Annotated in this window: 24 protein-coding genes and 2 tRNA genes; 15 read left to right on the forward strand and 11 right to left on the reverse strand. The window is 33.1% G+C overall.

The window, feature by feature from the left end; genetic code table 11:
* Positions 1-66: 66 nt before the first annotated feature.
* From LNP27_RS06760 to miaB, 3 genes are read right to left on the reverse strand one after another with little or no spacing between them, the layout of a single operon-like run.
* Positions 67-324 (reverse strand): GxxExxY protein, encoded by a 258-nt coding sequence (locus tag LNP27_RS06760; protein WP_229943837.1) that lies wholly within the window; start codon positions 322-324, stop codon positions 67-69.
* A gap of 6 nt (positions 325-330) precedes the next feature.
* Positions 331-456: a GxxExxY protein gene (locus tag LNP27_RS15230; protein WP_255673718.1), complete on the reverse strand. Its 126-nt coding sequence runs from the start codon at positions 454-456 to the stop codon at positions 331-333.
* 57 nt (positions 457-513) lie between these two features.
* On the reverse strand, positions 514-1,959 hold the full coding sequence (gene miaB, locus LNP27_RS06765) for a tRNA (N6-isopentenyl adenosine(37)-C2)-methylthiotransferase MiaB (protein ID WP_229943838.1): 1,446 nt from the start codon (positions 1,957-1,959) through the stop codon (positions 514-516).
* 490 nt (positions 1,960-2,449) lie between these two features.
* On the opposite strand from miaB, the gene topA reads away from it, so the two are divergent.
* The 7 genes from topA (at position 2,450) to LNP27_RS06800 (ending at position 12,035) form a co-directional block, all read left to right on the forward strand.
* Positions 2,450-4,978, forward strand: coding sequence for a type I DNA topoisomerase (gene topA / locus LNP27_RS06770; protein WP_229943839.1), 2,529 nt, complete (start codon positions 2,450-2,452; stop codon positions 4,976-4,978).
* 3 nt (positions 4,979-4,981) lie between these two features.
* Positions 4,982-6,133: a formimidoylglutamase gene (locus LNP27_RS06775; RefSeq protein ID WP_229943840.1), complete on the forward strand. Its 1,152-nt coding sequence runs from the start codon at positions 4,982-4,984 to the stop codon at positions 6,131-6,133.
* Between the two features lie 126 nt (positions 6,134-6,259).
* On the forward strand, positions 6,260-7,660 hold the full coding sequence (porK, locus tag LNP27_RS06780) for a T9SS ring complex lipoprotein PorK/GldK (protein WP_229943841.1): 1,401 nt from the start codon (positions 6,260-6,262) through the stop codon (positions 7,658-7,660).
* A gap of 46 nt (positions 7,661-7,706) precedes the next feature.
* Positions 7,707-8,354: a type IX secretion system motor protein PorL/GldL gene (gene porL, locus LNP27_RS06785; protein ID WP_229943842.1), complete on the forward strand. Its 648-nt coding sequence runs from the start codon at positions 7,707-7,709 to the stop codon at positions 8,352-8,354.
* Between the two features lie 47 nt (positions 8,355-8,401).
* Positions 8,402-9,943 (forward strand): type IX secretion system motor protein PorM/GldM, encoded by a 1,542-nt coding sequence (gene porM, locus LNP27_RS06790; RefSeq protein ID WP_229943843.1) that lies wholly within the window; start codon positions 8,402-8,404, stop codon positions 9,941-9,943.
* A 48-nt stretch (positions 9,944-9,991) separates the two neighbouring features.
* Complete coding sequence (gene porN, locus LNP27_RS06795; RefSeq protein WP_229943844.1) at positions 9,992-10,882, forward strand: type IX secretion system ring subunit PorN/GldN; 891 nt, start codon at positions 9,992-9,994, stop codon at positions 10,880-10,882.
* Positions 10,883-10,982: 100 nt separating this feature from the next.
* Positions 10,983-12,035 carry an NAD(P)/FAD-dependent oxidoreductase gene (locus LNP27_RS06800; protein WP_229943845.1) on the forward strand — a complete coding sequence of 351 codons (1,053 nt, stop codon included), beginning with the start codon at positions 10,983-10,985 and terminating at the stop codon, positions 12,033-12,035.
* Position 12,036: 1 nt separating this feature from the next.
* Here LNP27_RS06800 and LNP27_RS06805 read toward each other — a convergent pair whose 3' ends face one another.
* Entirely contained in the window at positions 12,037-12,420 is a 384-nt protein-coding gene (locus LNP27_RS06805; RefSeq protein ID WP_229943846.1) for a DUF983 domain-containing protein, read from the reverse strand.
* A gap of 72 nt (positions 12,421-12,492) precedes the next feature.
* Between LNP27_RS06805 and LNP27_RS06810 the strand changes: the two genes are divergently transcribed.
* Positions 12,493-14,400 carry an ABC-F family ATP-binding cassette domain-containing protein gene (locus LNP27_RS06810; RefSeq protein ID WP_229943847.1) on the forward strand — a complete coding sequence of 636 codons (1,908 nt, stop codon included), beginning with the start codon at positions 12,493-12,495 and terminating at the stop codon, positions 14,398-14,400.
* Positions 14,401-14,435: 35 nt separating this feature from the next.
* On the opposite strand, the gene LNP27_RS06815 is transcribed toward LNP27_RS06810, so the two are convergent.
* Positions 14,436-15,404 carry an App1 family protein phosphatidate phosphatase gene (locus tag LNP27_RS06815; RefSeq protein WP_229943848.1) on the reverse strand — a complete coding sequence of 323 codons (969 nt, stop codon included), beginning with the start codon at positions 15,402-15,404 and terminating at the stop codon, positions 14,436-14,438.
* A gap of 63 nt (positions 15,405-15,467) precedes the next feature.
* Here LNP27_RS06815 and LNP27_RS06820 point away from each other — a divergent pair, with 63 nt between their 5' ends.
* Positions 15,468-16,358 carry a diacylglycerol/lipid kinase family protein gene (locus LNP27_RS06820; protein WP_229943849.1) on the forward strand — a complete coding sequence of 297 codons (891 nt, stop codon included), beginning with the start codon at positions 15,468-15,470 and terminating at the stop codon, positions 16,356-16,358.
* Here LNP27_RS06820 and LNP27_RS06825 read toward each other — a convergent pair.
* Positions 16,351-17,499: an 8-amino-7-oxononanoate synthase gene (locus tag LNP27_RS06825; RefSeq protein ID WP_229943850.1), complete on the reverse strand. Its 1,149-nt coding sequence runs from the start codon at positions 17,497-17,499 to the stop codon at positions 16,351-16,353. The two genes, LNP27_RS06820 and LNP27_RS06825, sit on opposite strands and share 8 nt — an antisense overlap.
* Before the next feature lie 98 nt (positions 17,500-17,597).
* Here LNP27_RS06825 and LNP27_RS06830 point away from each other — a divergent pair, with 98 nt between their 5' ends.
* Together LNP27_RS06830 and LNP27_RS06835 are read left to right on the forward strand one after the other, a co-directional pair.
* Positions 17,598-17,882: a 4a-hydroxytetrahydrobiopterin dehydratase gene (locus LNP27_RS06830; RefSeq protein ID WP_229943851.1), complete on the forward strand. Its 285-nt coding sequence runs from the start codon at positions 17,598-17,600 to the stop codon at positions 17,880-17,882.
* Positions 17,883-18,161: 279 nt separating this feature from the next.
* Positions 18,162-19,016: a leucine-rich repeat domain-containing protein gene (locus LNP27_RS06835; RefSeq protein WP_229943852.1), complete on the forward strand. Its 855-nt coding sequence runs from the start codon at positions 18,162-18,164 to the stop codon at positions 19,014-19,016.
* Positions 19,017-19,184: 168 nt separating this feature from the next.
* Here LNP27_RS06835 and LNP27_RS06840 read toward each other — a convergent pair whose 3' ends face one another.
* Positions 19,185-19,883, reverse strand: a complete 699-nt coding sequence (locus tag LNP27_RS06840; protein ID WP_229943853.1) for a pseudouridine synthase — start codon at positions 19,881-19,883, stop codon at positions 19,185-19,187.
* A gap of 500 nt (positions 19,884-20,383) precedes the next feature.
* On the opposite strand from LNP27_RS06840, the gene LNP27_RS06845 reads away from it, so the two are divergent.
* Positions 20,384-20,551 carry a hypothetical protein gene (locus LNP27_RS06845; RefSeq protein ID WP_229943854.1) on the forward strand — a complete coding sequence of 56 codons (168 nt, stop codon included), beginning with the start codon at positions 20,384-20,386 and terminating at the stop codon, positions 20,549-20,551.
* Between the two features lie 96 nt (positions 20,552-20,647).
* Positions 20,648-21,160, forward strand: coding sequence for a PRC-barrel domain-containing protein (locus LNP27_RS06850; RefSeq protein WP_229943855.1), 513 nt, complete (start codon positions 20,648-20,650; stop codon positions 21,158-21,160).
* A gap of 298 nt (positions 21,161-21,458) precedes the next feature.
* Here the strand turns inward: LNP27_RS06850 and LNP27_RS06855 are convergent, their stop codons facing one another.
* The 3 genes from LNP27_RS06855 to LNP27_RS06865 all read right to left on the reverse strand — a co-directional run bounded on the left by LNP27_RS06855 (position 21,459) and on the right by LNP27_RS06865 (position 22,032).
* On the reverse strand, positions 21,459-21,716 hold the full coding sequence (locus tag LNP27_RS06855; RefSeq protein WP_229943856.1) for a GIY-YIG nuclease family protein: 258 nt from the start codon (positions 21,714-21,716) through the stop codon (positions 21,459-21,461).
* Between the two features lie 53 nt (positions 21,717-21,769).
* Positions 21,770-21,842 (reverse strand) — tRNA-Met (locus LNP27_RS06860).
* A gap of 117 nt (positions 21,843-21,959) precedes the next feature.
* Positions 21,960-22,032, reverse strand: a tRNA-Met gene (locus tag LNP27_RS06865).
* Positions 22,033-22,149: 117 nt separating this feature from the next.
* Here LNP27_RS06865 and era point away from each other — a divergent pair.
* Together era and LNP27_RS06875 are read left to right on the forward strand one after the other, a co-directional pair.
* A complete protein-coding gene (gene era / locus LNP27_RS06870) occupies positions 22,150-23,031 on the forward strand; it encodes a GTPase Era (RefSeq protein ID WP_229943857.1) in 882 nt (293 codons plus the stop codon).
* 87 nt (positions 23,032-23,118) lie between these two features.
* Positions 23,119-23,283 carry a hypothetical protein gene (locus LNP27_RS06875; protein ID WP_229943858.1) on the forward strand — a complete coding sequence of 55 codons (165 nt, stop codon included), beginning with the start codon at positions 23,119-23,121 and terminating at the stop codon, positions 23,281-23,283.
* Here LNP27_RS06875 and LNP27_RS06880 read toward each other — a convergent pair whose 3' ends face one another.
* Positions 23,284-23,781, reverse strand: a complete 498-nt coding sequence (locus LNP27_RS06880) for a hypothetical protein (RefSeq protein ID WP_229943859.1) — start codon at positions 23,779-23,781, stop codon at positions 23,284-23,286.
* Between the last annotated feature and the right edge of the window lie 48 nt (positions 23,782-23,829).

Genomic DNA, 23,829 nt, shown 5'->3' on the forward strand with positions numbered 1-23,829 from the left:
CAAAGCAAAGCAATCTCATTATTATTTCTTAACCACAAATTACACAAATTTTCGTAAATTGTGTTTTTAACTGTTTATAAGTCTTTTATGAACTAAAGATTTGTTTTGGAAGTTTGCGATTATTCCAATGGGAGTATCTGCTAACTTCATATAATTTAGGATTTGTGCAAGATGATCATTGCTAATCTCTTTTACTGATTTTACTTCAAGTACAATATCATCATAAACGACAAAATTAGCATGAAATTTATGCGGTAGAATAATTCCTTTGTATTCTACATTATATTCTTTTTCTCTTTCGTAAGGAATATTATTGTTTTTCAATTCTATTTATAAAGCGTCTTTATATACAATTTCTACCAAGCGTGGGCCAAGTATTCTATGCAATTCCATGCAAAGACCTACTATTTCATAGTTTTCATTTTTCTTGTAGTAATATTCATTAGTGTCGCTCATATTCGATTTTTATAAGAATGAATTTGCGGAAATTTGCGTAATCTGTGGTTGTACTTTTTAATTCATCTCACTCAATCCAACAGCTTCTCCCTTTAAAGTTCCACTAGTACAACTCAAGATTTTCACATTCACAAAATCACCAATTTTATAATTCTCTTTTGGGAAAACCACTGTAATACTCTGTGAATTTCTTCCAGAAAACTCCTCAGTTGATTTTTTTGACACTTTTTCAACCAAAACTTCAACAGTTTGTCCAATGAATTCCTCAGAGCGCAACCAAGCATGTTTTTGTTGCAAATCGACAATTTCTTGTAATCTTCGTGCTTTAGTTTCTTCTGGCACATCATCTTCCATTTTTCTTCCTGCCAATGTTCCCGGGCGTTCTGAATACGAATACATATAACCAAAATTATATTTCACATATTCCATCAAACTCAAGGTGTCGTGGTGATCTTGCTCAGTTTCCGTTGGAAAACCAGAAATCATATCTTGCGAAATCGAACAGTTAGGAATGATACTTCTTATTTTATCAATCAAAGTCATGTATTCTTCACGCGTATGTAAACGGTTCATTTCTTTTAGAATTCGGTTACTTCCTGATTGAACAGGTAAATGTATGTGCTTACAAATATTAGGATGTTTGGCAATGACATGCAATATGCTTTCGTGCATGTCCTGCGGATTTGAAGTCGAAAATCGGATTCTCATTTTTGGGAAACCTACTGCAACCATTTCCAGCAATTGGTCAAAATCTACTGCCGTAGCTTTTTGCATTTCAGTAGCATTGTCAAAATCTTTTTTCAATCCGCCACCGTACCATAAATAACTGTCTACGTTCTGGCCTAAAAGGGTTATTTCCTTAAAACCTTTTGACCACAAATCCTGAATTTCTTTCATGATACTTTGTGGCTCACGGCTGCGTTCTCGTCCGCGAGTAAAAGGTACTACACAAAACGTACACATATTATCACAGCCACGTGTGATAGAAACTAGTGCGGTAATTCCGTTACTCATCAATCGAACAGGAGAAATATCGCCGTACGTTTCGTCTTTAGACAAAATAACGTTTATAGCATCTCTTCCTTCCTCAACTTCGCTCAATAAATTAGGTAAATCTTTGTACGCATCAGGACCTACAACTAGATCTACTATTTTTTCTTCTTCCAGGAATTGACTTTTCAAACGTTCTGCCATACAACCTAGGACTCCCACTTTCATTTTTGGATTAATACGTTTAACAGCATTGTATTTTTCCAGTCTTTTACGAATTGTTTGCTCTGCTTTATCCCGAATAGAACAGGTGTTTACCAAAACCAAATCAGCTTCTTCAAGTTTTTGTGTCGTATTATATCCGTTACTCGATAATATGGAAGCTACGATCTCACTGTCCGAAAAATTCATCGCGCAGCCGTAACTTTCTATAAATAGTTTTTTAGTATTCTCAGGTTTATGTTCTAGGACAAGACTCTCGCCTTGTTTGCTTTCTTCAATAATCTTTTCCATCATCTAGTTTAAAGTGCAAATATAAGTGAATTCAAATAAATATGACAAGATGTCAGACTAAGAATTAACAAAAATTAAGGGAATTGATGTGGCGCTTTTATAATCGATCTAAAATCAAATATCGTTTTTCTAAATTCTAAAATCATCGGCAGCTATTTCCAGCTTTCCTTTGCAAGTCCTCACTAAAAAAGTAAAGTTTCCAAAGTCCTAGAAAGAGCTTCTTGAAGTCGCTTTTCTAGAACTGGAAACTTTTACTTTTTTAATTCTGGGCTTTTTACTTCAATCTGGGCTATGGGATTTCAGTTAATAAAATAATAAAGGGTTAGAAATATGCTTTTTGATCACATTAATTAAGGATTAAATATTTCTGAAAATTATTGAATTTACGATATCTCAAAGTTTTATTTCAACGCTTATTTTGACTTTTAAAATTTAAAAAACTCAAAATTTAAAAAAATCATATACTTTTGCCGACACAAACAAACGGGATATGGCAAAGAATTTAGTAATAGTAGAGTCACCAGCAAAGGCAAAAACAATCGAGAAATTTTTGGGAAGTGATTTTCAAGTGGAGTCCAGTTATGGGCATATAGCCGACTTGCCTTCAAAGGAAATTGGTGTAGATGTTGAAAATGGTTTCAAACCTAAATACGAAGTTTCTGCTGATAAAAAGGCTTTAGTTACTAAATTGAAAGGATTAGCTAAGAAAGCTGATATGGTATGGTTAGCAAGTGATGAGGATCGCGAGGGTGAGGCTATTTCTTGGCATTTAGCCGAAGAATTAAAATTAGACAAAAGTAAAACAAAACGTATTGTATTTCACGAAATTACTAAAACTGCGATTCTAAAAGCGATTGATAATCCACGTGAAATTGATTATAATTTAGTCAATGCGCAACAAGCGCGACGTGTATTAGATCGATTGGTTGGGTATGAATTATCTCCGGTACTTTGGAGAAAAATAAAAGGAGGACTTTCTGCCGGACGTGTTCAATCGGTTTCGGTTCGTTTGATTGTGGAACGTGAAAGAGAAATTCACAACTTTAATGCTGTTGCAACATATTCTGTTGTGGCGGAATTCACTAACGAAGCTGGAAAGTCATTTAAAGCTAAACTTCCTAAAAATTTCAATACTAAAAAAGAAGCTGAAGATTTTTTAAATAAAAATATAGGTTCTACATATAAGGTAGCTGATTTAGAAACGAAGCCTACCAAAAAATCGCCAACTGGTCCATTTACAACTTCTACTTTGCAACAAGAAGCAGCGAGAAAATTGTATTTGCCTGTTGGAATTACCATGCAACTCGCACAACGTTTGTACGAAGCGGGACTTATCACGTATATGAGAACGGATAGTGTGAACTTATCCAAAGATGCGATGGAGGCTGCTCAGGCTGAAATTATCAAATCGTATGGAAAAGAATTCTCTAAACCACGAACATTTGTCAATAAAAGTAAAGGCGCACAGGAAGCACACGAGGCGATTCGTCCTACGGATATGTCTCGTCATACGGTAGATATTGACAGAGACCAAGCGCGTTTGTATGATTTGATTTGGAAAAGGACGTTGGCTTCGCAAATGAGTGATGCGCAATTAGAACGTACCAACGTGAAAATTGAAGCAAACAATCACAGTGAAATTTTCACGGCATCTGGAGAAGTGTTGCTTTTTGAAGGTTTCTTGAAAGTGTACTTGGAAGGTCATGATGACGATGAAGAAGAGCAAGAAGGAATGTTACCTGCAATGAAAGTCAACGAAAAATTACAAAATAATTACATTACTGCGACAGAGAGATATTCTCGTGCAGCTGCAAGATATACTGAAGCTTCCTTGGTGAAAAAATTAGAAGAATTGGGTATTGGTCGTCCTTCTACTTATGCACCAACGATTTCTACGATTATCAATAGAAATTATGTAGAGAAAGGAAATCTTGACGGACAAGAACGTAATTATACGCAATTGACGTTACAATCCGGAAAAGTAGGAGAGAAGCTATTGAAAGAAAATACCGGTTCTGATAAAGGGAAATTAGTTCCTACCGATATTGGAACAATTGTTACAGATTTCTTAGTTAAGAATTTCGGAAATATTTTAGATTATAATTTCACTGCAAAAGTGGAACAGGATTTTGATGAAATTGCTGAAGGAAATATCGTTTGGACGAAAATGATGCAAGAATTCTATGATCAATTTCACCCAATCGTGAAAGATGTAGAAGCGAATGCGGATAGAGAAAGTGGGGAGAGAATTTTAGGAATAGATCCAAAAACAGGGAAACCGGTTTCAGTTCGTTTAGGGAAATTTGGACCCATGGCTCAAATAGGTGCTGCTGATGATGAAGAGAAAAAGTTTGCGAGTTTGATGAACGATCAAAACATTGGAAACATCACTCTCGAAGAAACATTGAATTTATTTTTATTACCAAAAAATTTAGGTGAATATAAAGGAGAAGAAGTTGAAGTGAGTAATGGCCGTTATGGTCCTTATATTCGTCACGGTGCTGCTTTTGTTTCTTTGCCAAAAGGTGAAAATCCATTAGATGTAGATTTTGAAAGAGCTCAGGAATTAATCGATGAAAAAGCACTAGCCGATGCACCGATTGCAGTTTATAAAGGTGAAGGTGTTCAAAAAGGTGTGGGTCGTTTTGGTCCTTTTATCAAATGGGACGGCTTGTTTATCAATGTAAGTAAGAAATATAATTTTGATAATTTGTCTCAAGCAGATATTGAAGCGTTGATAGAAGATAAATTGCAAAAGAATATTGATAAGGTTTTGCATAACTGGGAAGAAGAAGGAATTTTAGTTGAAAAAGCCCGCTGGGGTCGTTCAGTTATTACAAAAGGTAAAATCAAAATTGAATTAAGCAAAGATGTTGATGCTACAAAATTGACATTAGAAGAAGTTCAGGAAATGATTGCCAAGAAAACGCCGGCTAAAAAAGCAGCTGCTAAAAAAGCACCTGCGAAGAAAGCACCTGCTAAGAAAGCAGTAGTTAAGAAACCCGTAGCAAAAAAGTAAAAAATGGAATTTGATTTTCTTAAACCCCTAGATGATGAGATCCTAGAATATATTGATGGATTGACTTCTCAGCAACTAGGAAGTAAAATTGTTTTACATACTAACGAGCAATTTCCTGATTTAAATAAAATTAAAATTGCAATTATTGGTGTTTTCGATAATCGCGGCGATAAAAATGCAATTTCGGATATTGACTTAATTCCTGTACGAAAAGAATTGTATGGCTTGTTTCCTGGAAATTGGGATGCATCTATAGCTGATCTAGGTGATATATTGGCAGGTAATTCTATTCAAGACACTTATTTTGCTGTAAAGAAAGTTGTAGCAAGTTTAATCAAAAAAAAAATTATTCCAATAGTAATTGGAGGTTCTCAAGATCTTACCTATGCAATTTATAGAGGTTATGACGATTTAGAGCAAATGGTTAATTTAGTTTCCATTGATAATAAGTTCGATTTTGGAAAAGAAGACGAAACGATGTCTTCAACTTCATATCTGACCCAGATAATTATAGATGAACCCAACAATCTTTTTAATTATTGTAATATAGGGTACCAAACTTATTTTAATTCACAAGAAGAGATTGATTTAATCGAGAAACTTTATTTTGATGCTTACAGGTTGGGAGAAGTTTCTAATAACATTGCTATTTCAGAACCTGTTTTTAGAGATGCTGATTTAGTGAGTATTGATTTAAATTCAATAAAGTCAGCTGATTCTGGTAATTTTGTTTCATTTCAACCTAATGGTTTCAACGGGAAAGAAATATGTTCTTTAGCTCGATATGCTGGGATAAGTGATAAAGTATCATCTTTCGGACTTTTTAATCATAATAATTTGGCGCAAGAATCAGTGCTTATAGCTCAGATCATTTGGTATTTTATAGAAGGATTTCATTATCGTTCGAATGAGTATCCTTTTGGTAGTAGAGAAAATTATTTAAAATATATTGTACCCCTGGAAGAAGAGGAGTTGATTTTTTATAAAAGCGACAAAACAGATCGTTGGTGGATCGAAATACCATTTATTTCCAATGGTAGTAATAAACTAAAAAGAAATACGTTATTACCATGTTCTTATGATGAATATTTATTAGCGTGCAATCAAGAATTACCAGAAAGATGGTGGAAAGCGCAAAGAAAAAACATCATTTAGAGTATTTTTTTATCTATTTATGATTCTTTTATAAAAAATATTTTGTTTAGTTCAAAAAAATTGTTTTTTTAAAAAAAAATAAATACGTTTACAGCCTTAAAAATAATGAATAGAAACCAAATTTACATGAAGAAGTTCATAGCTTTTGCGACAATTTTAACTCTTATAATTAGCTGTGGTAAATCAAGCGATAAAGGAGAATTAGTTGGTATTAATGGAGGAAAATGGCATCCCGAGAAGCCATACGGTATGGCATTAATTCCTGGCGGTGCTTTTATCATGGGTAAATCAGATGCTGATTTAGCTAACGTTGAAGACGCTCCTACAAAAACAGTTACCGTTCGTTCTTTCTACATGGATGAGACCGAAATCACCAATAGTGAGTATCGTCAGTTTGTTGAGTGGGTAAAAGATTCAACAATCAGAGTTAAGTTAGCTATTCTTGCTGATATGAGTGGGTTAAAACCTGGATCAGGTAAAGGCAAAAATGCGGGTAGTATTGGTGACTATGCATTTGATGATTCAGATCCTGCAAAGATGACCGCTTATGATAAATATATGTATGATAATTATTATAGTATAGGTACTGTTGATGATGAATATGCAGGTAGAAGACTAAATAAAAAAATAAAATTAATCAAAGATACAAAGTTGTATCCTGATGAGTATTACACTGAAGTAATGGATTCTATGTACATTCCTATAGAGGAATCATACAACGGGCTTCGTACTATGGATGTAAATAAATTGAAGTTCCGTTATTCTTGGATGGACATTCAAGCTGCTGCTAAAGCAAAAGAAGGAAAGAGAAAAGAATTTATTAAAACAGAAGAGGTAAAAGTTTATCCAGATACTACAGTGTGGATTAAGGATTTTGCTTATTCTTACAATGAGCCGATGCACAATGATTATTTCTGGCATAAAGCATATGGTGACTATCCAGTAGTAGGTGTTAAGTGGACTCAGGCAAAAGCTTTTTGTGCTTGGAGAACTTTAAATAAAAACACATACATCAAATCAAAGAAAAAAGGTCGCGACTTAGTTAACAGTTTTAGATTGCCTACGGAAGCTGAATGGGAATATGCTGCCAGAGGTGGATTAGAATCTGCTACTTATCCTTGGGGAGGTCCTTATACTAAAAATGACAGAGGGTGTTTCTTAGCGAATTTCAAACCTAATAGAGGTGATTATGCTGCTGACGATGCTTTGTACACTGTTGAAGCAAAGTCTTTTGAACCTAATGGTTACAACTTGTATAACATGGCAGGAAACGTGTCTGAATGGACTGATTCCTCTTATGATTCAAATGCGTATGAATACGTTTCTTCAATGAATCCAAATGTTCAAGATGGATCTAATCAGCGTAAAGTTTTACGTGGTGGATCATGGAAAGATGTTGCTTATTTCCTACAAGTAAGTACCAGAGATTATGAATATGCCGATTCAGCAAGGAGTTATGTTGGTTTTAGAACTGTTCAAGATTATATGGGGGTTCAAACTACCGTAAACAAAAAAAATAAAAAGTAAAAAATAAACCAAACCAAATCTATTAAGTAAATAAACAAAAATTATTATGGCATTATTGAGCAAAAAAACGATGAATTTCGCATACGGTATGGGAGCAGCAGTTGTAATCCTTGGAGCATTATTCAAAATAACACATATTGAATTTGGATTTTTAACTGGTAACTTAATGCTTACTGTAGGATTAGTAGTAGAGGCAGCTATTTTTGCTCTTTCTGCATTCGAACCAGTTGATAAAGATTTAGACTGGACTCTAGTGTATCCAGAATTAGCTAATGGCCAAGCTAGACCTGCAGCTAAAAAAGTTGAAGTAGCAACAGAAACACAAGGAATGTTATCTCAAAAATTAGATGCCATGTTGAAAGACGCTAAAATTGATGGAGAATTAATGGCTAGCTTAGGAAATAGTATCAAAAACTTTGAATCAGCTGCTAAAGGTATTGCGCCAACTGTTGATTCTATTGCATCTACAAAAAAATATAGTGAAGAATTGACTTTGGCTGCTGCCCAAATGGAATCTTTAAACAGTCTATATAAAATTCAATTACAAAGCGCTTCAAGAAATGCTCAGATCAATGAAGAAGTTGCTGAAAATAATCTAAAATTAAAAGATCAAATGCAATCTTTGACTTCTAATCTTACGTCTTTGAACAGCGTATATGGAGGAATGCTTTCTGCAATGAATAATAAAGGATAATTAGTTTCAAGCAATTAAATTAACAACAAACTAATTATTAAAAAAATATGGCAGCAGGAAAATTAACCCCTAGACAGAAGATGATTAACCTAATGTACTTGGTTTTCATCGCGATGTTAGCATTAAATATGTCCAAAGAAGTGTTATCTGCTTTTGGATTAATGAATGAAAAATTTGAAAGTTCTAACTCTTCAGCTGAATTGTCTAACACTCAGATGTTAGCTGGTTTAGATGCTAAAGCATCTGAAGCAGGTGGAGAATTTGCAGCGGCCTCAGCCACTGCGCACAAAGTAGAAGAAATAACTAAGAATTTTTACAACTATATTGGAAAGATAAAGTCGGATGTTTTAGTAGGAACTGAAGTTGATCCTGAAACAGGGAAATTGCCTTATGAGGCAATGGACAAGGGTGATAACATCGATAATTTATGGTTTAGTGCAAGTGGCTATTCCGCTAAAGGAAAAGAAGTTATAGCAACTATCGAAAAATATAAAGCTGATATGAAATTAACTTTAGGTGATAATAAAAAATTAGCACCTATTTTAGCTGAGGTTGATAGTAAATTTGACCTTTCGAAAGTTAAAAACAAAGATGGTATCGCGATTGATTATTTAGATTATCATTTTAAAGGTTTTCCAGCTGTTGCATCGTTAGCAAAATTATCTGCTTGGCAAAATGACGTTAAAAAAACGGAAACAGATGTTTATAATACTTTATTAGGTAAAGCTGCTGTTGCTGCTGCATCTTACAGCAATTATGAGGCAATTGTAGTTCTTGATAAAAATGCTTATTTTCAAGGAGAAAAAGTGACAGGAAAAGTAGTTTTAGGTCGTTATGACAAAAATACTAAACCAACATCATTTTCAGGTCCGGGACAAATAGTAAATGGTCAGGCTGTAATTTCTATGACTGCTGGAGGTGTTGGTGAGCAAGCTATAAATGGTCAGTTTACTTTTATGGAGGATGGAAAAACAGTTCCACTTAAATTTAAAGGGAACTATGTTGTTGTGCCTAAACCAAACTCAGCTACAATTTCTGCTGATAAAATGAATGTGGTTTATAGAGGGGTTGTCAATCCTATATCTGTTTCATTTGCAGGTATTAGTGCTGATAAAGTATCGGCTTCAGCTCCAGGTTTGAGCTCAGCTGGTAAAGGAAAGTATAATTTATCGCCAGGTGGAGGTGACCAAGTAACTATTGTTGTTACAGGAACTTTGCCAAACGGTGAAAAAGTATCGGATAAAAAACAGTTTAGAATTAAAGGTATTCCTGGTCCAACAGGAACTATTAGAGGAGAAACAGGTATTGTAAAAGGGCCTAAATCAAATCTTGAAATTGCTACTATAGGTGCTAAATTAGAAGATTTTGATTTTGAAGTTGGTTTGAATGTTGTTGGCTTTAATCTTAAAATTACTGGTCAACCTACTGTTGTAGTACAAGGTAATAGATTGAATGCTCAATGTAAAGCGGTGCTTTCAAAAGCAGGAAAAGGAGATCAAGTTACCATTTCTGAAATTAAAACAAAACTTGTTGGAGCGGGAAGCTATTTGTTGCCAAGAACTGCACCAGTAATTTTTGAAATACAATAATAAGTAGGTTTATTTTAACTTACTTCAATATCTTATTTAGATAACATTATGAACATAAGAAATTTTTTAATCGCTATTTTCTCTATTGCTGGAAGTTTTGCGTCATTTGGTCAATCAAATTTGCTTAACGCAAAAACTCCGGATCAAATAGGACTTAAAACTAAAGCACAACTAAATTCTGATAACGATAAACCGTTAGCATACGGTTATGTGCATGATAGGGATGTTTTGATGGGTAAGACAGTATGGGAGATTATTGACTTAAGCGAAAGAATTAACTTTGCGCTGTATTTTCCTATTGATGCTGCGAATATTGGTTCAGATAGAAGATCTTTATATGATGTATTGACTAAGGCAATGAAAAGTGGGGAAATTACGGAGGTATATACCGACAGTTATTTCAATACTAAAAAATCGTTAAAAGATATTGAAGGCTCATTAAGCCGAATAGATACTACTGATGCTGGTAGAGAGCAAATAAATGCAGGCAAAAAAGTCTCTGAAGAGTATGTTTTAAGACAAGATTTAACAGCTGCAGATGTTACTCAGTATAAGATAAAAGGGTATTGGTATTTTGATAAGCGTCAAAGTGAATTAAAATATCGCTTATTAGGGATTTGTCCTGTAACTCCAGATGTTTACACGATGAACAATGATGAGAAAGATTATATTGAGTTATTCTGGGTATTTTTTCCAGCTGCGAGAGAAGTATTGCATGAAGCAAAAGCCTTTAATGAAAAAAATTCAGCAATGCCAATCTCGTTTGATCAAATTTTGAATTCAAGACGTTTTAATAGTGTTATTTACAAGGAAGAAAATGTATATGGTGATAGAAATATCGACGATTATATGAAAAATAATGCTCAAAATCAGTTGCTTGAGTCGGAGAGAGTCAAAGAGAAAATTCGAAATTTCGAATCTGATATGTGGAATTATTAAATTTTATTTTAAATACATAAATCAAACTCTTACTGTAACGGTAAGAGTTTTTTGGTTTTAATACGCTTATCTTTGTTTATTTATAAAATTGAATATTGTAATGATTGATTATTTAATAGTAGGTTCTGGTTTAGCTGGGATTTCATTCTCAGAAGTTGCTTTGCAAAATGGTAAATCCATACTTGTTTTGGATAATGACTCACAAAATTCTTCTAAAATTGCAGGTGGACTTTATAATCCAGTTATTTTAAAACGCTTCAGCGAAGTGTGGAAAGCTAAGGAACAGTTAGATGTAATGGCTGATTTTTACCCTGCTATTGAAAAAAAGATAAATTGCAAAGTAGATTTCAAAAGCCCTATTTTGAGAAAGTTTTTTTCGGTTGAGGAACAGAATAACTGGTTTGCCGCTTCGGATAAAATTGCATTAGCTCCATTTCTATCTTCGCAAATCATTTCAAAAAAATATCCAAGTATAGATTCGCCTTTCGGTTATGGTGAAGTTTTGCAAACTGGTTATGTAGATACCGCTTTGCTTTTAAATAAATACAGAGAATACTTAAAAAAAATCAATTTATTTCAAGGGGAAAGTTTTGATTACGAAGCTTTACAGTTTGAAGCAAATGCTATTCGTTATAAAGATGTTCAAGTGAAGCATATCGTTTTTGCAGAAGGTTTTGGCATGCATGCAAATCCATACTTTCAAGATTTACCATTAGATGGTACCAAAGGAGAGCTTTTTATAATAAAAGCACCTGAACTAGATTTGGATGTGATTGTAAATACTAGCGTGTTCATTTTGCCACTTGGTAATGATTTATTCAAAGTTGGCGCTACTTATAACTGGAAGGATAAGACTGACTTACCTACTGAAGAAGGAAAAGCAGAGCTAGTAGATAGAATTAAAGAAATTATAAACTGTGATTTTGAAATAATATCGCATTTTGCTGGCGTGCGTCCTACGGTTAAAGATAGAAGGCCGCTAGTAGGAACACATCACGAACATCTAAATATTCATATTCTTAACGGTTTAGGAACACGTGGGGTAATGCTTGGGCCTGCAATGGCTAAAGCATTATTTGATTATATTGAATTTCAAATTCCGTTAGATCCTGTTATTGATATAAAAAGATGCAACAAGAAAGTCCGAAAATAATTTAGTTTAAATTCGTTTTTGGATCGTAAGAGACAAACATATTGATGTAAATATTCCTCGACAACCTTAATACTATGGCAAATGAAAGTACAATCGCAGCAATAATAACAATAAATGCAACTTTAAGGCTTGCGCCAAAAATCAAAAACGAAATGATAAAAGCGGCAATTCCTATAGCAACGTTTAGTCCATAGCTAACATACATTGCGCCATAAAAAAAAGAAGGTTCAATTTGGTATCGCAAACCACAATGACTGCAGTTCTCATTCATTTTTAATATTTTATCTAAATGAAGCATGTTTTGATCGCAATACATACTCTCATTCTGACATTTAGGACAAGTTCCTGTTAAAATACTATTTAATTTGGATCCTTTTTTTAACATTTGCAAAAAATTTAATTTTTCCTTTTTAGAAGTACAAATTTACGGATTCAAAAAGGAATAAAATCACAATACATGCTTAATATACATAATTTATCTGTTTCTTTTGGCGGTACTTATTTATTTGAAGAAGTTACCTTTCGACTGGGTGCTGGAGACAGAGTTGGTCTTGTAGGAAAAAACGGTGCTGGTAAATCTACCATGCTTAAAATTTTAGCAGGAGATTTCAAACCAGATTCTGGTCAGATTGCTACAGAAAAAGAAGTTCGTATGGGTTTCCTTCGTCAAGATATCGATTTTGAACAAGGGAGAACTGTTTTAGAAGAAGCCTATGAAGCATTTACAGACATTAAAATTGTAGAAAAAAAGCTAGAGCAAATTAATCATTTATTGGTTACTCGTACTGATTATGAAAGTGAGGAGTACAGCCAGATTATAGAAGACTTATCTGATTACACGCACCGATTTGAATTACTTGGTGGTTATAATTATGTAGGTGATACTGAGAAAATTCTTCTTGGTTTAGGATTTAAGAGAGAAGTTTTTGATAATCAAACCGAAACTTTTTCTGGTGGATGGAGAATGCGTATTGAATTAGCTAAATTATTATTACAAGCTAATGACGTATTGCTGCTGGATGAGCCCACGAATCACTTGGATATCGAAAGTATCATTTGGTTAGAAAGTTTCTTGCGTAATTATGCTGGAGTAGTCGTGATCGTATCGCACGATAAAATGTTCCTCGATAATGTGACAAATAGAACTATCGAAATTTCACTTGGAAAAGCGTACGATTTTAATAAACCATATTCAGAATATTTAGAATTGCGTCATGAAATTCGTGAAAAGCAATTAGCAACGCAAAAGAATCAAGCGAAGAAAATTGAAGAGACTGAGAAGTTAATTGAAAAATTCCGTGCGAAAGCCTCTAAAGCCTCGATGGCACAATCTTTAATCAAAAAATTAGATAAAGTTGAGCGTATCGAAGTTGATGAAGATGATAATTCAGTGATGAATATTACATTTCCAGTTTCAAAAGAACCAGGAAGAGTCGTAATTGAAGCAGAAAATGTTACTAAGAGTTACGGCGATAAAACGATTTTAAAAGATATTAATCTTTTAGTAGAGCGTGGAAGTAAAATCGCTTTTGTTGGACAAAATGGTCAAGGGAAATCGACTTTTATCAAAGCGATAGTGGATGAATTTGAATACCAAGGAAATATTAAACTAGGGCATAATGTGCAATTAGGCTATTTTGCTCAAAACCAAGCGGAATATTTAGATGGTGAAATTACCTTGCTTCAAACCATGGAAGATGCAGCAGCAGATACGAATCGAATGAAAGTACGCGATATGCTAGGTTCATTTTTGTTTAGAGGTGATGATGTCGAGAAAAAGGTGAAAGTGCTTTCTGGAGGCGAAAGAAACCGTTTAGCGCTATGTAAATTGCTTTTGCAGCCCATCAACGTTTTACTGATGGATGAGCCTACTAATCACTTGGATATTAAATCTAAGAATGTTTTGAAAGCAGCTTTGCAAAAGTTCGGTGGAACCTTATTATTGGTATCTCACGATAGGGATTTCTTGCAAGGAATGTCAAACTTAGTGTATGAGTTTAAAGACCAAAAAATAAAGGAATATTTAGGAGATATCAATTATTTCTTGGAACAACGCAATATGGAGAATATGCGTGAAGTGGAGAAGAAAGATGCTCAAAAATCGGTTTCGCCAAAAGAAAGTAATAAGACTTCTTACGAAGATCAGAAAAAAGGGAAGGCTTTGCAAAACAAATTAAGTAAGGTTGAAAGTCAGATCAAGCAATTAGAAAGAGACATTCAGCATGATGATAAAATGCTAGCTTCTAATTATGACAAGCATATTGAGGATGCTAAGTTCTTCACGGCATACAACAAGAAAAAAGCAGAACTAGATAAATTACTATTGGATTGGGAAATCGTTCAAGAAGAAATTGACAATGCATAAATAAAACTTAAGAGCTCTAATTTAGGGCTCTTTTTTTATTCAATTATACCAATAGATTTGGAGTGTTCAATTGCTTCGATACTATGTTTAAAATAGCAAACTGAAACTTGTAAGGTCTCTAGATTTTGCAAAATAGCATTTACTTTTTCTTTTTGGCTTGAGCCTGTTTGTCTGATGTAAACTGCTTTTACAGTCACTGGGAAAATTTTACAAATTGCTTCGTACAAAAAAGCGTCTTGCTGCGAATCGTCGCCAAGTAGCACATATTCTAGATTAGGATAGAACTCTAATATGTGTTTGATTTTTTCAAATTTATGATTGTGGTCTCCATTGCCAGTCCAGAAAAAATCGGCCAGACTCGTTTTGATATCCTTTAAAAGTAAAACTGCTTTAGGCAGACGGTGCATTTCGGTAAATTTTGTTATGAATCGATATAAGTTCCATTCACTACTGGAGACGTAAAAAAAAGCATTAAATTCTGTTTTGTTATCTCGACCCGCAGTACTTAAAGATTGGTAGTGCGCAACAACATCATCGTAAATCTTGCGTTTATTTATATTTTTAAACAGTAATACATATAGTTTTTTTAATGGATTTCGAGTGTGCGAAACTAAAAAGGTGTCGTCTATATCAGATATAATTCCTAAGTTCCCCTTGTGTGGCCTAATGTAGCTCTCTTTTGTAACTATAACTTCATTTTTATGAACAATACTCACATTATAATCAATCCATCCATAAGTGCTGCTTTGGTCTAGAGGAACGCAAAATTTAAAATAGCCATCTTTTAAAGTTTTGGTATGAATTTTTGAATTGTCATGCTCTAAATAAACATCTGCATTTGCTTGCGTTTTTAGTTGAAACATTTTAATAACTGAAGTGGCATTTTTTAGATTCTTTTTTTGAAAATTATATTCCGTTTTCGTTGTTGGCTTAAAGACATGTCCCATGACAATTAATTCTTGTTCATTTGCGTAGCCGCGATATAATTTTAAAATTGGTTTCATATATTGTATTACTTTTGAGAGAAGTTGAATTTAGTGGTTTTAAATAATAAAATGAAATAAACTTTGAAAAAAAATAGTATTTTAGTTGTAAATCCCATTTCAGGAGGACTTAATAAGTTAGAACTTATCGAGGCTTGCACTGCTTTTGCTGTAGAAAAAAATATAAATTTGGTTATTTACGAAACATCAGGCGATTCAGATGATAAGGCTATCGAAGATTTGTATCTTGACTTAAAACCGGAGCGAATTATAGTTGCAGGTGGCGATGGTACTATAAAAATGGTTGCTGAAGCTATGGAAAATCACGATGTAATTATCGGAATTTTGCCTGCTGGTTCTGCTAATGGGTTAGCTGTCGATTTGAATTTACCACAGACCATTGCTGAAAATTTAGAAATTGCTTTTCACAATGATTTCATGGAAATGGATATGATTTCCATTAATGGAAACAAAAGCATTCATCTGAGTGATTTAGGGCTAAATGCTGAAATGATTAAGAATTACGAAAATAGTGATATACGTGGGAAGTTGGGTTATGTTTTGCAAACCGTTAATACCCTAATTGATTTAGAAGATCCTTTCGTTGCAACGATTACAGGAGATTTTCCAACGATAGAATCTGAAGCAAGAATGATTGTCATTGCTAATTCCCAGAAATACGGAACTGGAATTTCCATAAATCCAAATGGACTGATGGACGACGGAAAGTTTGAGTTGGTTATTCTAAAAAACGTGGACTTGATGGTTCTTGGTAAAATCATAACAGGCAACATGCCTTTAGACAAGAATGATGTAGGAATTATTTCGACTGATAAAGCGGTAATAACAACAAATTTTCCAGTTTGCTTTCAAATTGACGGAGAATATTGCGGAACAGAAACAAAACTTAGTATTGAAATTCTCCCCAAACAAATGAAAGTTGCAATTCCTAAGCCTTTGAGTAAAATCACTTAAAAGGATTTCGCTGCTGCCAGATGGTTTTAGGTTCTAAATACTTGAATATTATAGACATGTATGGATTTACTAACGGATTAGTATGGGATATGAGTCCATACATTTTTATTGGTTTTGCTCCAACAGAGCTTTTGATTTCCAAAGCTGTTCGTGCAAATACAATTTCCTTGAAATCTTTTTTAATAGAATAAGCAATCATGTCGTAAAGCATGTTCAAGTACAGCATGTTTTCACGTTGAATACTGTCATCATATCCTAGGAAATAGGTGTCCATTACTTCACCGTTCTTTATTAAAGTGTTGAAACCAATTAGTTTTTCGCCAATAAAGTAGCCATAGAAGAGAAATTTTTCTTTAAAGATTTCTTTAAAAATTCTAAAATGATTTTTAGGAAGGAAAAAAGTATTAAAAGGGGCATTTTTTGCTACGTGAAAATACAAATCATTAATAGTATCTTCTAATCGAATAATTTCTTCGAGATTTAGTTTCCTTTTCTCTATTCCGCTCGCTTTTTTTCGGGAACGTTTGTATTGATCTCTATATTTTTTTGAAAGAGAATCAATATAATCTTGTTCTGACTTCCAATTTTCATGGATTGAAAAAACCATATTGGGTTGCGTTGAAAACTGATAATACTTTTTGAAAGCAGGTGTTTCAAAATGTTTAATTTCCTCGCTACTAAAATCTTTGTAGGTCGTTATGTGGATTGTAATTCCTTTCGATTTAAATATTTTTTTCAACTGATTTGTCGCGTCATATAAGGCCTGAGTGGCTTTCTTTTTATCAATTGAATTTGCAAAAGCATAAGCATTTTGACCTGTCAGCATATTGTTTCCGATGATTAAAACATGGGAAGCAAAGTTTCTAAAAACGATATTCCGAATCGCAGTTTTAACACATTTATCTCGGTCTCCGAATGATTCTAATTTGTTCAAATTTAGAAATTGAGAAACAGCAATACCAACTAATATTTCATTATCGAAAATGCCAATATAATTACAAAGCATGTTCTCAGGAGATGATTGCTCTAAAACCTCAAGATAACTTTTAGATAAAAAAACGGTTGAAACTGCTAAATTATCCCAGTAAGGAGGAAGCTCAGCGGTAGAATTATAAATGGTAAAAGAATAAAATGAATTCAAATTTCAGAATGATATTTTTTTTAAAATAATCAATAAAATTAAAGTGTTTTTAAAGATCTCGAAATTAACTAACTTTATGGAAATAAAATATAGAAATCATGAAAAAATATTCTGAAGAAAACATCAAGTCTGAATTGAAAGAACTTAACGAGTGGAGATTTATCGACAATAAACTTGAGAAGAAATTTAAATTTTTAGATTTTTCAGAAGCATTGGGGTTTATTGTTAGAGTAGGATTATTGGCCGAAAAAAATAATCATCATCCAGAGTTGTTCAATGTTTATAATAGAGTTATAATTCGCTTGACTACTCATGATGCTGATGGTGTTACTGATAAAGATATTGATTTAGCTCAAGACATAGAGAAGATAGTAGGAAAATAGTGTCTGAAGGATAGGTAAAACAATCAATTTGCAGAGGTAACAATTTGATTTTTGTATTTAAGATGTAGGAATTTCAATTTTATACTAGCTTGTAAACAGTAGTGATTATTTTTTTTAAAAGTGAATGTGAGGAGATCAAATAATTTATTTTCAATTAAGAAGTAATTTTAAAGTAAGTTATTTCTGTTAAATAAAATATAATTATGTTGTTTGACGATTTTATTTGCTCATAAAAGAGAATATAAGTAGTTTAGAGGTAAGAAAGTAAAACTCTAAATTATGAAAAAGTTATCTACTGCATTTTTAACTATCTTATTTTCCATTTCGATGCTTGCAAATGTTTCTGAAATAGAAAAAGATGCATTGGTGAAATTGTTTGAATCAACGAATGGTAAACAATGGAATGTTAAATGGGATTTATCCACATCCGTTGCGACATGGTATGGTGTTAAAGTTGAGGATGATAAGGTAGTTTCTGTTCATTTGCAAAATAATAATCTAGTGGGTGAAATCCCTGCTGAAATAGTAAATTTAAAAAATCTTCGAGAATTAGATTTACACAAAAATCAAATATCAGGCATAATCCCAACTAACATTGGTTACTTAAGGGAATTGAAAGTTTTAAACCTGTCCTTCAATAGATTGTCAGGAGTAATTCCCGCTTCTGTTTGTGAAATGACAAATTTGAAGAACTTAGAATTGTATATGAATTCACTTTCAGGTGAGTTGCCGATGCAAATAGGTGCTTTAAAACATTTAGAAACATTATCATTGTTCAATAACGAAATAGAAGGTAGGATTCCAAATTCGCTTTATGAAATTACAACAATAAAAATACTATTGTTGAATAGTAACAAACTTGTAGGTGAATTAAGTAAGGATGTAAAGAAATTGACATCACTTGAGAATTTAAGTTTGTTCGATAATAAAATGAATGGTGCTGTTCCGATGGAATTAGAGCGATTAAATAGTTTAAAAGAAATGAATATTTCTTATAATAAATTTAATGGTTTTGTCTCTAGAGATTTAGCTATTTTGGATACTTTGAATATGACAATGTTGAATGATGAAGGGTTAGCAGTGCTTTTAGATGTAAAAGCGGATAGAAATACAGCTATTGCTTCAGAAGATTAATTTTTTTTTCGTAATTGGTTAAAACCTGTTTGGCTTGTTGCTAAGCAGGTTTTTTTGTGTCTTACAATGAAATACTCTATTTTAAGAGGGAAAAACCTGTAGATCTCTGAAGCTTTTCTAGTACGGGAAGCGATGAAATGTCTAACCCATTTTTTGAGGATTATTATCCTATTTATACATATTCAAATCTAGATTGAGAATAGTGCCTACTCTGCTAAACTCTTCATTAATCTTTGCATTCAAGATTATTTGCTCGTTTTTTATTGGATGATTAAAAATTAACTGGTGTGCATGAAGCATCATTCCTTTCAGATCATGATTTTCTAGCCATAATTTATTTTGTTTGTTACAACCATGTGGACGACTTCCTAAAATGGGATGAAAAATATGTTTGAAATGTTTTCGTAATTGATGCATGCGTCCAGTTTCAGGAATCGCTTCGACCAAACAATATCGTGATGTGGGCTTATTATTAAATTCTAACGCAATTTCGGTATTTTGCAAACGATGAAAGTAAGTTATTGCATTTTGTTTTATATCATCATCATTGGTTAAATCATAATCTATCGTTAGTTCATCGGGTGACCAACCACGTAAAATTGCCAAATATTTTTTTTCGACTTCGCGTGTGGCAAAACGATCATTCATAATTTTTAGAACCTCTTTGTTTAATGCAAATAACAAGACACCTGATGTTTTGCGGTCTAACCGATGAATAGGGTAAACATGTTGTCCTCCTATTTGATTTCGCAGTTCTTGTATAGCATACACTTTTGCGTCCCGCGCATAAAATGATTTGTGAACCAATAATCCACTAGGTTTATTGATTGCTATAATATATTCGTCTTGATAAAGAATTTCTAACATTTGGCAAAAATAAAAGAGATTTTGTTTACAATCATTCGTGTGACTTATTTATTTTTATTGTTATATGGGAGTTGTGTCAGATTGCTATGTGAATATCTTTTGATTTTGTGCAGAGAATCTTTAAATGGTTAGTAAAAAAATATATTCATTGGATCATGTTTATATGTTTTTGAAAGTAAATAAATGAAAAAAGGCTTCTTACGTATCCTAAATACTTTATGATCATTCATAAAATCTTCTAGTTTTTATATTATTTTATAGTGGTTTTTAATTCAAGTAAATTTTGACTCCAATCTCAATCTTTGTTTAAGATTAAAATAGCGTTGATGGTATTTTTGAATATCAACTTCAATTTTCGCAAAAGAGATTCAATATGTAATTTTTAGGTTGCTGGGAATTATGTAACTTATAGTTGAAATTAAATAGTTTATAATCTATTCTGCTTTGTACCTTTAATTATCATATAAGTGAAACATTATTAATTATAAAGAAAAATAGTTATGGCAGAAATTAAAATAGAAAAAAAGAAGCCAATATGGCCATGGATTATTGCAATATTGGTACTAGCAGCACTTATTTATTTCATCTTTTTCAAAGACAATGGAGTGCAAGTACAAAACACAACAGTGATCGAAAATAGTACAAGTGTGGATACTACTGCAAATTAATTATTAAAGTTGCGGTAATAACTACACTCTTTTATGTGAATTCTTTAAAAAGATTTAGAAAATAAATAAATTGATACTACTAAAATAATAGAACGTATGGAAAATGACAATAGAAATTTATACCGACTAGATGAACTTTCTGATTATAAAGTGTCCTCAGACTATTCGGACGTAAGAGGTTGGAAAATTGTAGATGCAGAGAACCGAACTATAGGTAAAGTCGACAATCTATGGGTAAATAAAGATATGCAACGCGTAGTTTATTTAGATGTCAATGTCGATAAAGGATTAATAGAAGAAAGCAAAAATGAGGTTCATGAGGCTATAACAAACGAAAGTGTAAATGAGTTTATGTACAAGGATGGAGACAGCCATATTATTATACCGATTGGATCTGTGACCATAAATAAAGACACAAAAATAGTTATGGCTAATAGTATAGATTATAATACTTTTAGAAAAACAACACGATATAATCGAGAGCAAAATTTTGACAGGAATTATGAGAAAAAAGTATTTGATTCTTATTATCCGAATCATGAATCAAACGAGGTTTCTGACAGCGATAATGACGATTTTTATAACCGCAGAGAATTTGATGGGCACTAATTATTCTTCTTTTTTAGCAGTAAACCAATATGCTTTCAAATTTATTAAAAAAGGTCAAACATTTAAGAATGTTTGGCCTTTTTTTGGTTTCATAACAAATTGCATGATGTTTAAAACAACTAAATGTCTATTAATACTGTGTGAAGATGTCCTAATTCCATAATTGCAATCATAATCATTTATGCTTATCAAAAAGTATATACAAACAAAAAAAGCTCCAGATTTCTGTGAAGCTCCTCAAGTAGTCCGCCGCGGCGGAGACTCGAACCTGAGTCCGCCGCGGCGGATATGAGCTCTCCTAACTATTATTTTTGAATAAAATTTTGATGAACTTTCTTCCACTTCCTGTTTTTAGGAATTTTTCTCTTTTCATTGCTTCGGATTTTAAATCAAAAAATTCGACATGAATCACTTTCCAAGGTCTAAATTTTAAAGTATAACCTTTGATTCCAAGTTCATTGTGAGATTTGAAACGCTCTATTAGATTAGAGGTAAATCCAGTATAGTTTTTGTCAAATTTTTCAGAATATAAAATGTAAACTACCAATTCTTCCATTATAAAAAGCTTTAAAATGAAAAAACCATTAACGAAAGTTAATGGTTTTTTAGTAGCGGGAACAGGACTCGAACCTGTGACCTTCGGGTTATGAGCCCGACGAGCTGCCTACTGCTCTATCCCGCGCTATGTGTTTTGCAATCTTGGTTGAACTTGTGTCCGCCTTGGCGGATATGAGCCCGAATAGCTGCCTACTGCTCTATCCCGCGATGTGCGTTTTGTAATCTCAATAAGGCTACTTAGTAGCGGGAACAGGACTCGAACCTGTGACCTTCGGGTTATGAGCCCGACGAGCTGCCTACTGCTCTATCCCGCGTTGTTTCGGGTGCAAATGTACAACTAAATTTAAGAAAGTCAAACATAAATTTAAAAAAATGTTTTATTTCATCTATTGACTTGATATAACTACCTTTGCAAAATAAATTATATTAAAATGTCACATAAAGCAGGTTTTGTAAATATCATAGGAAATCCAAACGTTGGGAAGTCCACCTTAATGAATGCATTCGTGGGAGAAAGATTGTCTATCATTACATCTAAAGCGCAAACAACACGTCATAGAATTCTTGGAATTGTAAACGGAGAAGATTTTCAATTAATCCTTTCGGATACTCCGGGAATCATCAAGCCAGCATACGAAATGCAAGCATCGATGATGAACTTCGTTAAGTCTGCCTTTGAAGATGCTGATATCTTGATTTACATGGTTGAAATTGGTGAGCAGGATTTGAAAGATGAAGCTTTTTTTAATAAAATCATTCATGCTAAAATTCCTGTCCTTTTATTATTGAATAAAATTGACAATTCTAATCAAGAACAATTAGAAGAGCAAGTGGCTTTCTGGACTGCTAAAGTTCCAAATGCTGAAATTTTCCCAATATCAGCTTTGCAAAATTTTAATGTTCCTGAAGTTTTTGGAAGAATTATAGAATTGTTGCCAGAATCTCCACCTTATTATCCAAAAGATCAACTGACTGACAAACCGGAACGGTTCTTTGTAAATGAAACCATACGTGAAAAAATATTGTTGAATTACAGTAAGGAAATTCCTTATGCGGTAGAAATCGTTACTGAAGAATTTTTCGAGACGGATGATATTATCAGAATCCGCTCGCTGATTATGGTAGAAAGAGATACTCAAAAAGGAATTATAATAGGCCACAAAGGAGCGGCGCTTAAGAAAGTAGGAATGGAAGCTCGTGTTGATTTAGAGAAATTCTTTGGTAAGCAAATACATATTGAACTATACGTGAAGGTCAACAAAAACTGGAGAAGTAATGCTAATATGTTAAAAAGGTTTGGTTACAATCAGTAATTTAGTGTTCAGTGTTCAGCTTATTAGTGTTCAGTAAAAAGTAGCTGGCTGTAAAATATATAAAATCAGTATAAGAGTTTTTCTCTAATGCTGATTTTTTTTTTTAGCCCAGATCGAAATGAAAACCCCGCAGTGAAAAAAGGTATTGTTGCTGTGGTTGCAGAGCGACCGGAGGAAGCTCCTGCAAGCGCATTGCAACAACTCCTTTATGAACGAGGAGTTGCAATGGAGTGCTGGATTAGCTCTTTATAATTATGACTCGAGAATTTCTAAGAATACTTTTTCGAGCTCGTGTGTTTGATTGTTTCCATTGCTTCGGATTTGTTTTGCAATAAAATAAAGTAGGAACCAAAAGATGACCATTAGCACAAGTACAACTAAATCCAAAGTGTAACTTTTGTTTAAAACAGAGTTGGAGTAGGCAATGCCGCTGAAAATCAAAAATACTCCTGCAATGATAAAATGTAGAAACATAAAGAATGTCCATAAGGTGGGATCTGGACCAAATAGACCTCGAATGTGTGTTTCGTTTTCACTTTTAGCTTCTAGTTCTAAATGTAAATGGGGCGAATAATAGGATTTTTTGTCGCCTTTTATATTTATCCAAATATGAGTTCCTCTTGTTTTTACGGCATAATCAGTTGGATTTGATTTTGCAAAATCTGCGAATTTTTGACTTAAAATAGAGGTGTTTATCATCACATCTTTGTAAAACCGTAAGCGAAGTCGCAGTTCATTATTAGTATCCATAAAATTAAAATTGGTTAGTCCGCGCTAATATATCAAAAAAATTGATAG

Origin of the sequence: Flavobacterium galactosidilyticum (assembly GCF_020911945.1) — a bacterium.
Lineage (GTDB): Bacteria > Bacteroidota > Bacteroidia > Flavobacteriales > Flavobacteriaceae > Flavobacterium > Flavobacterium galactosidilyticum.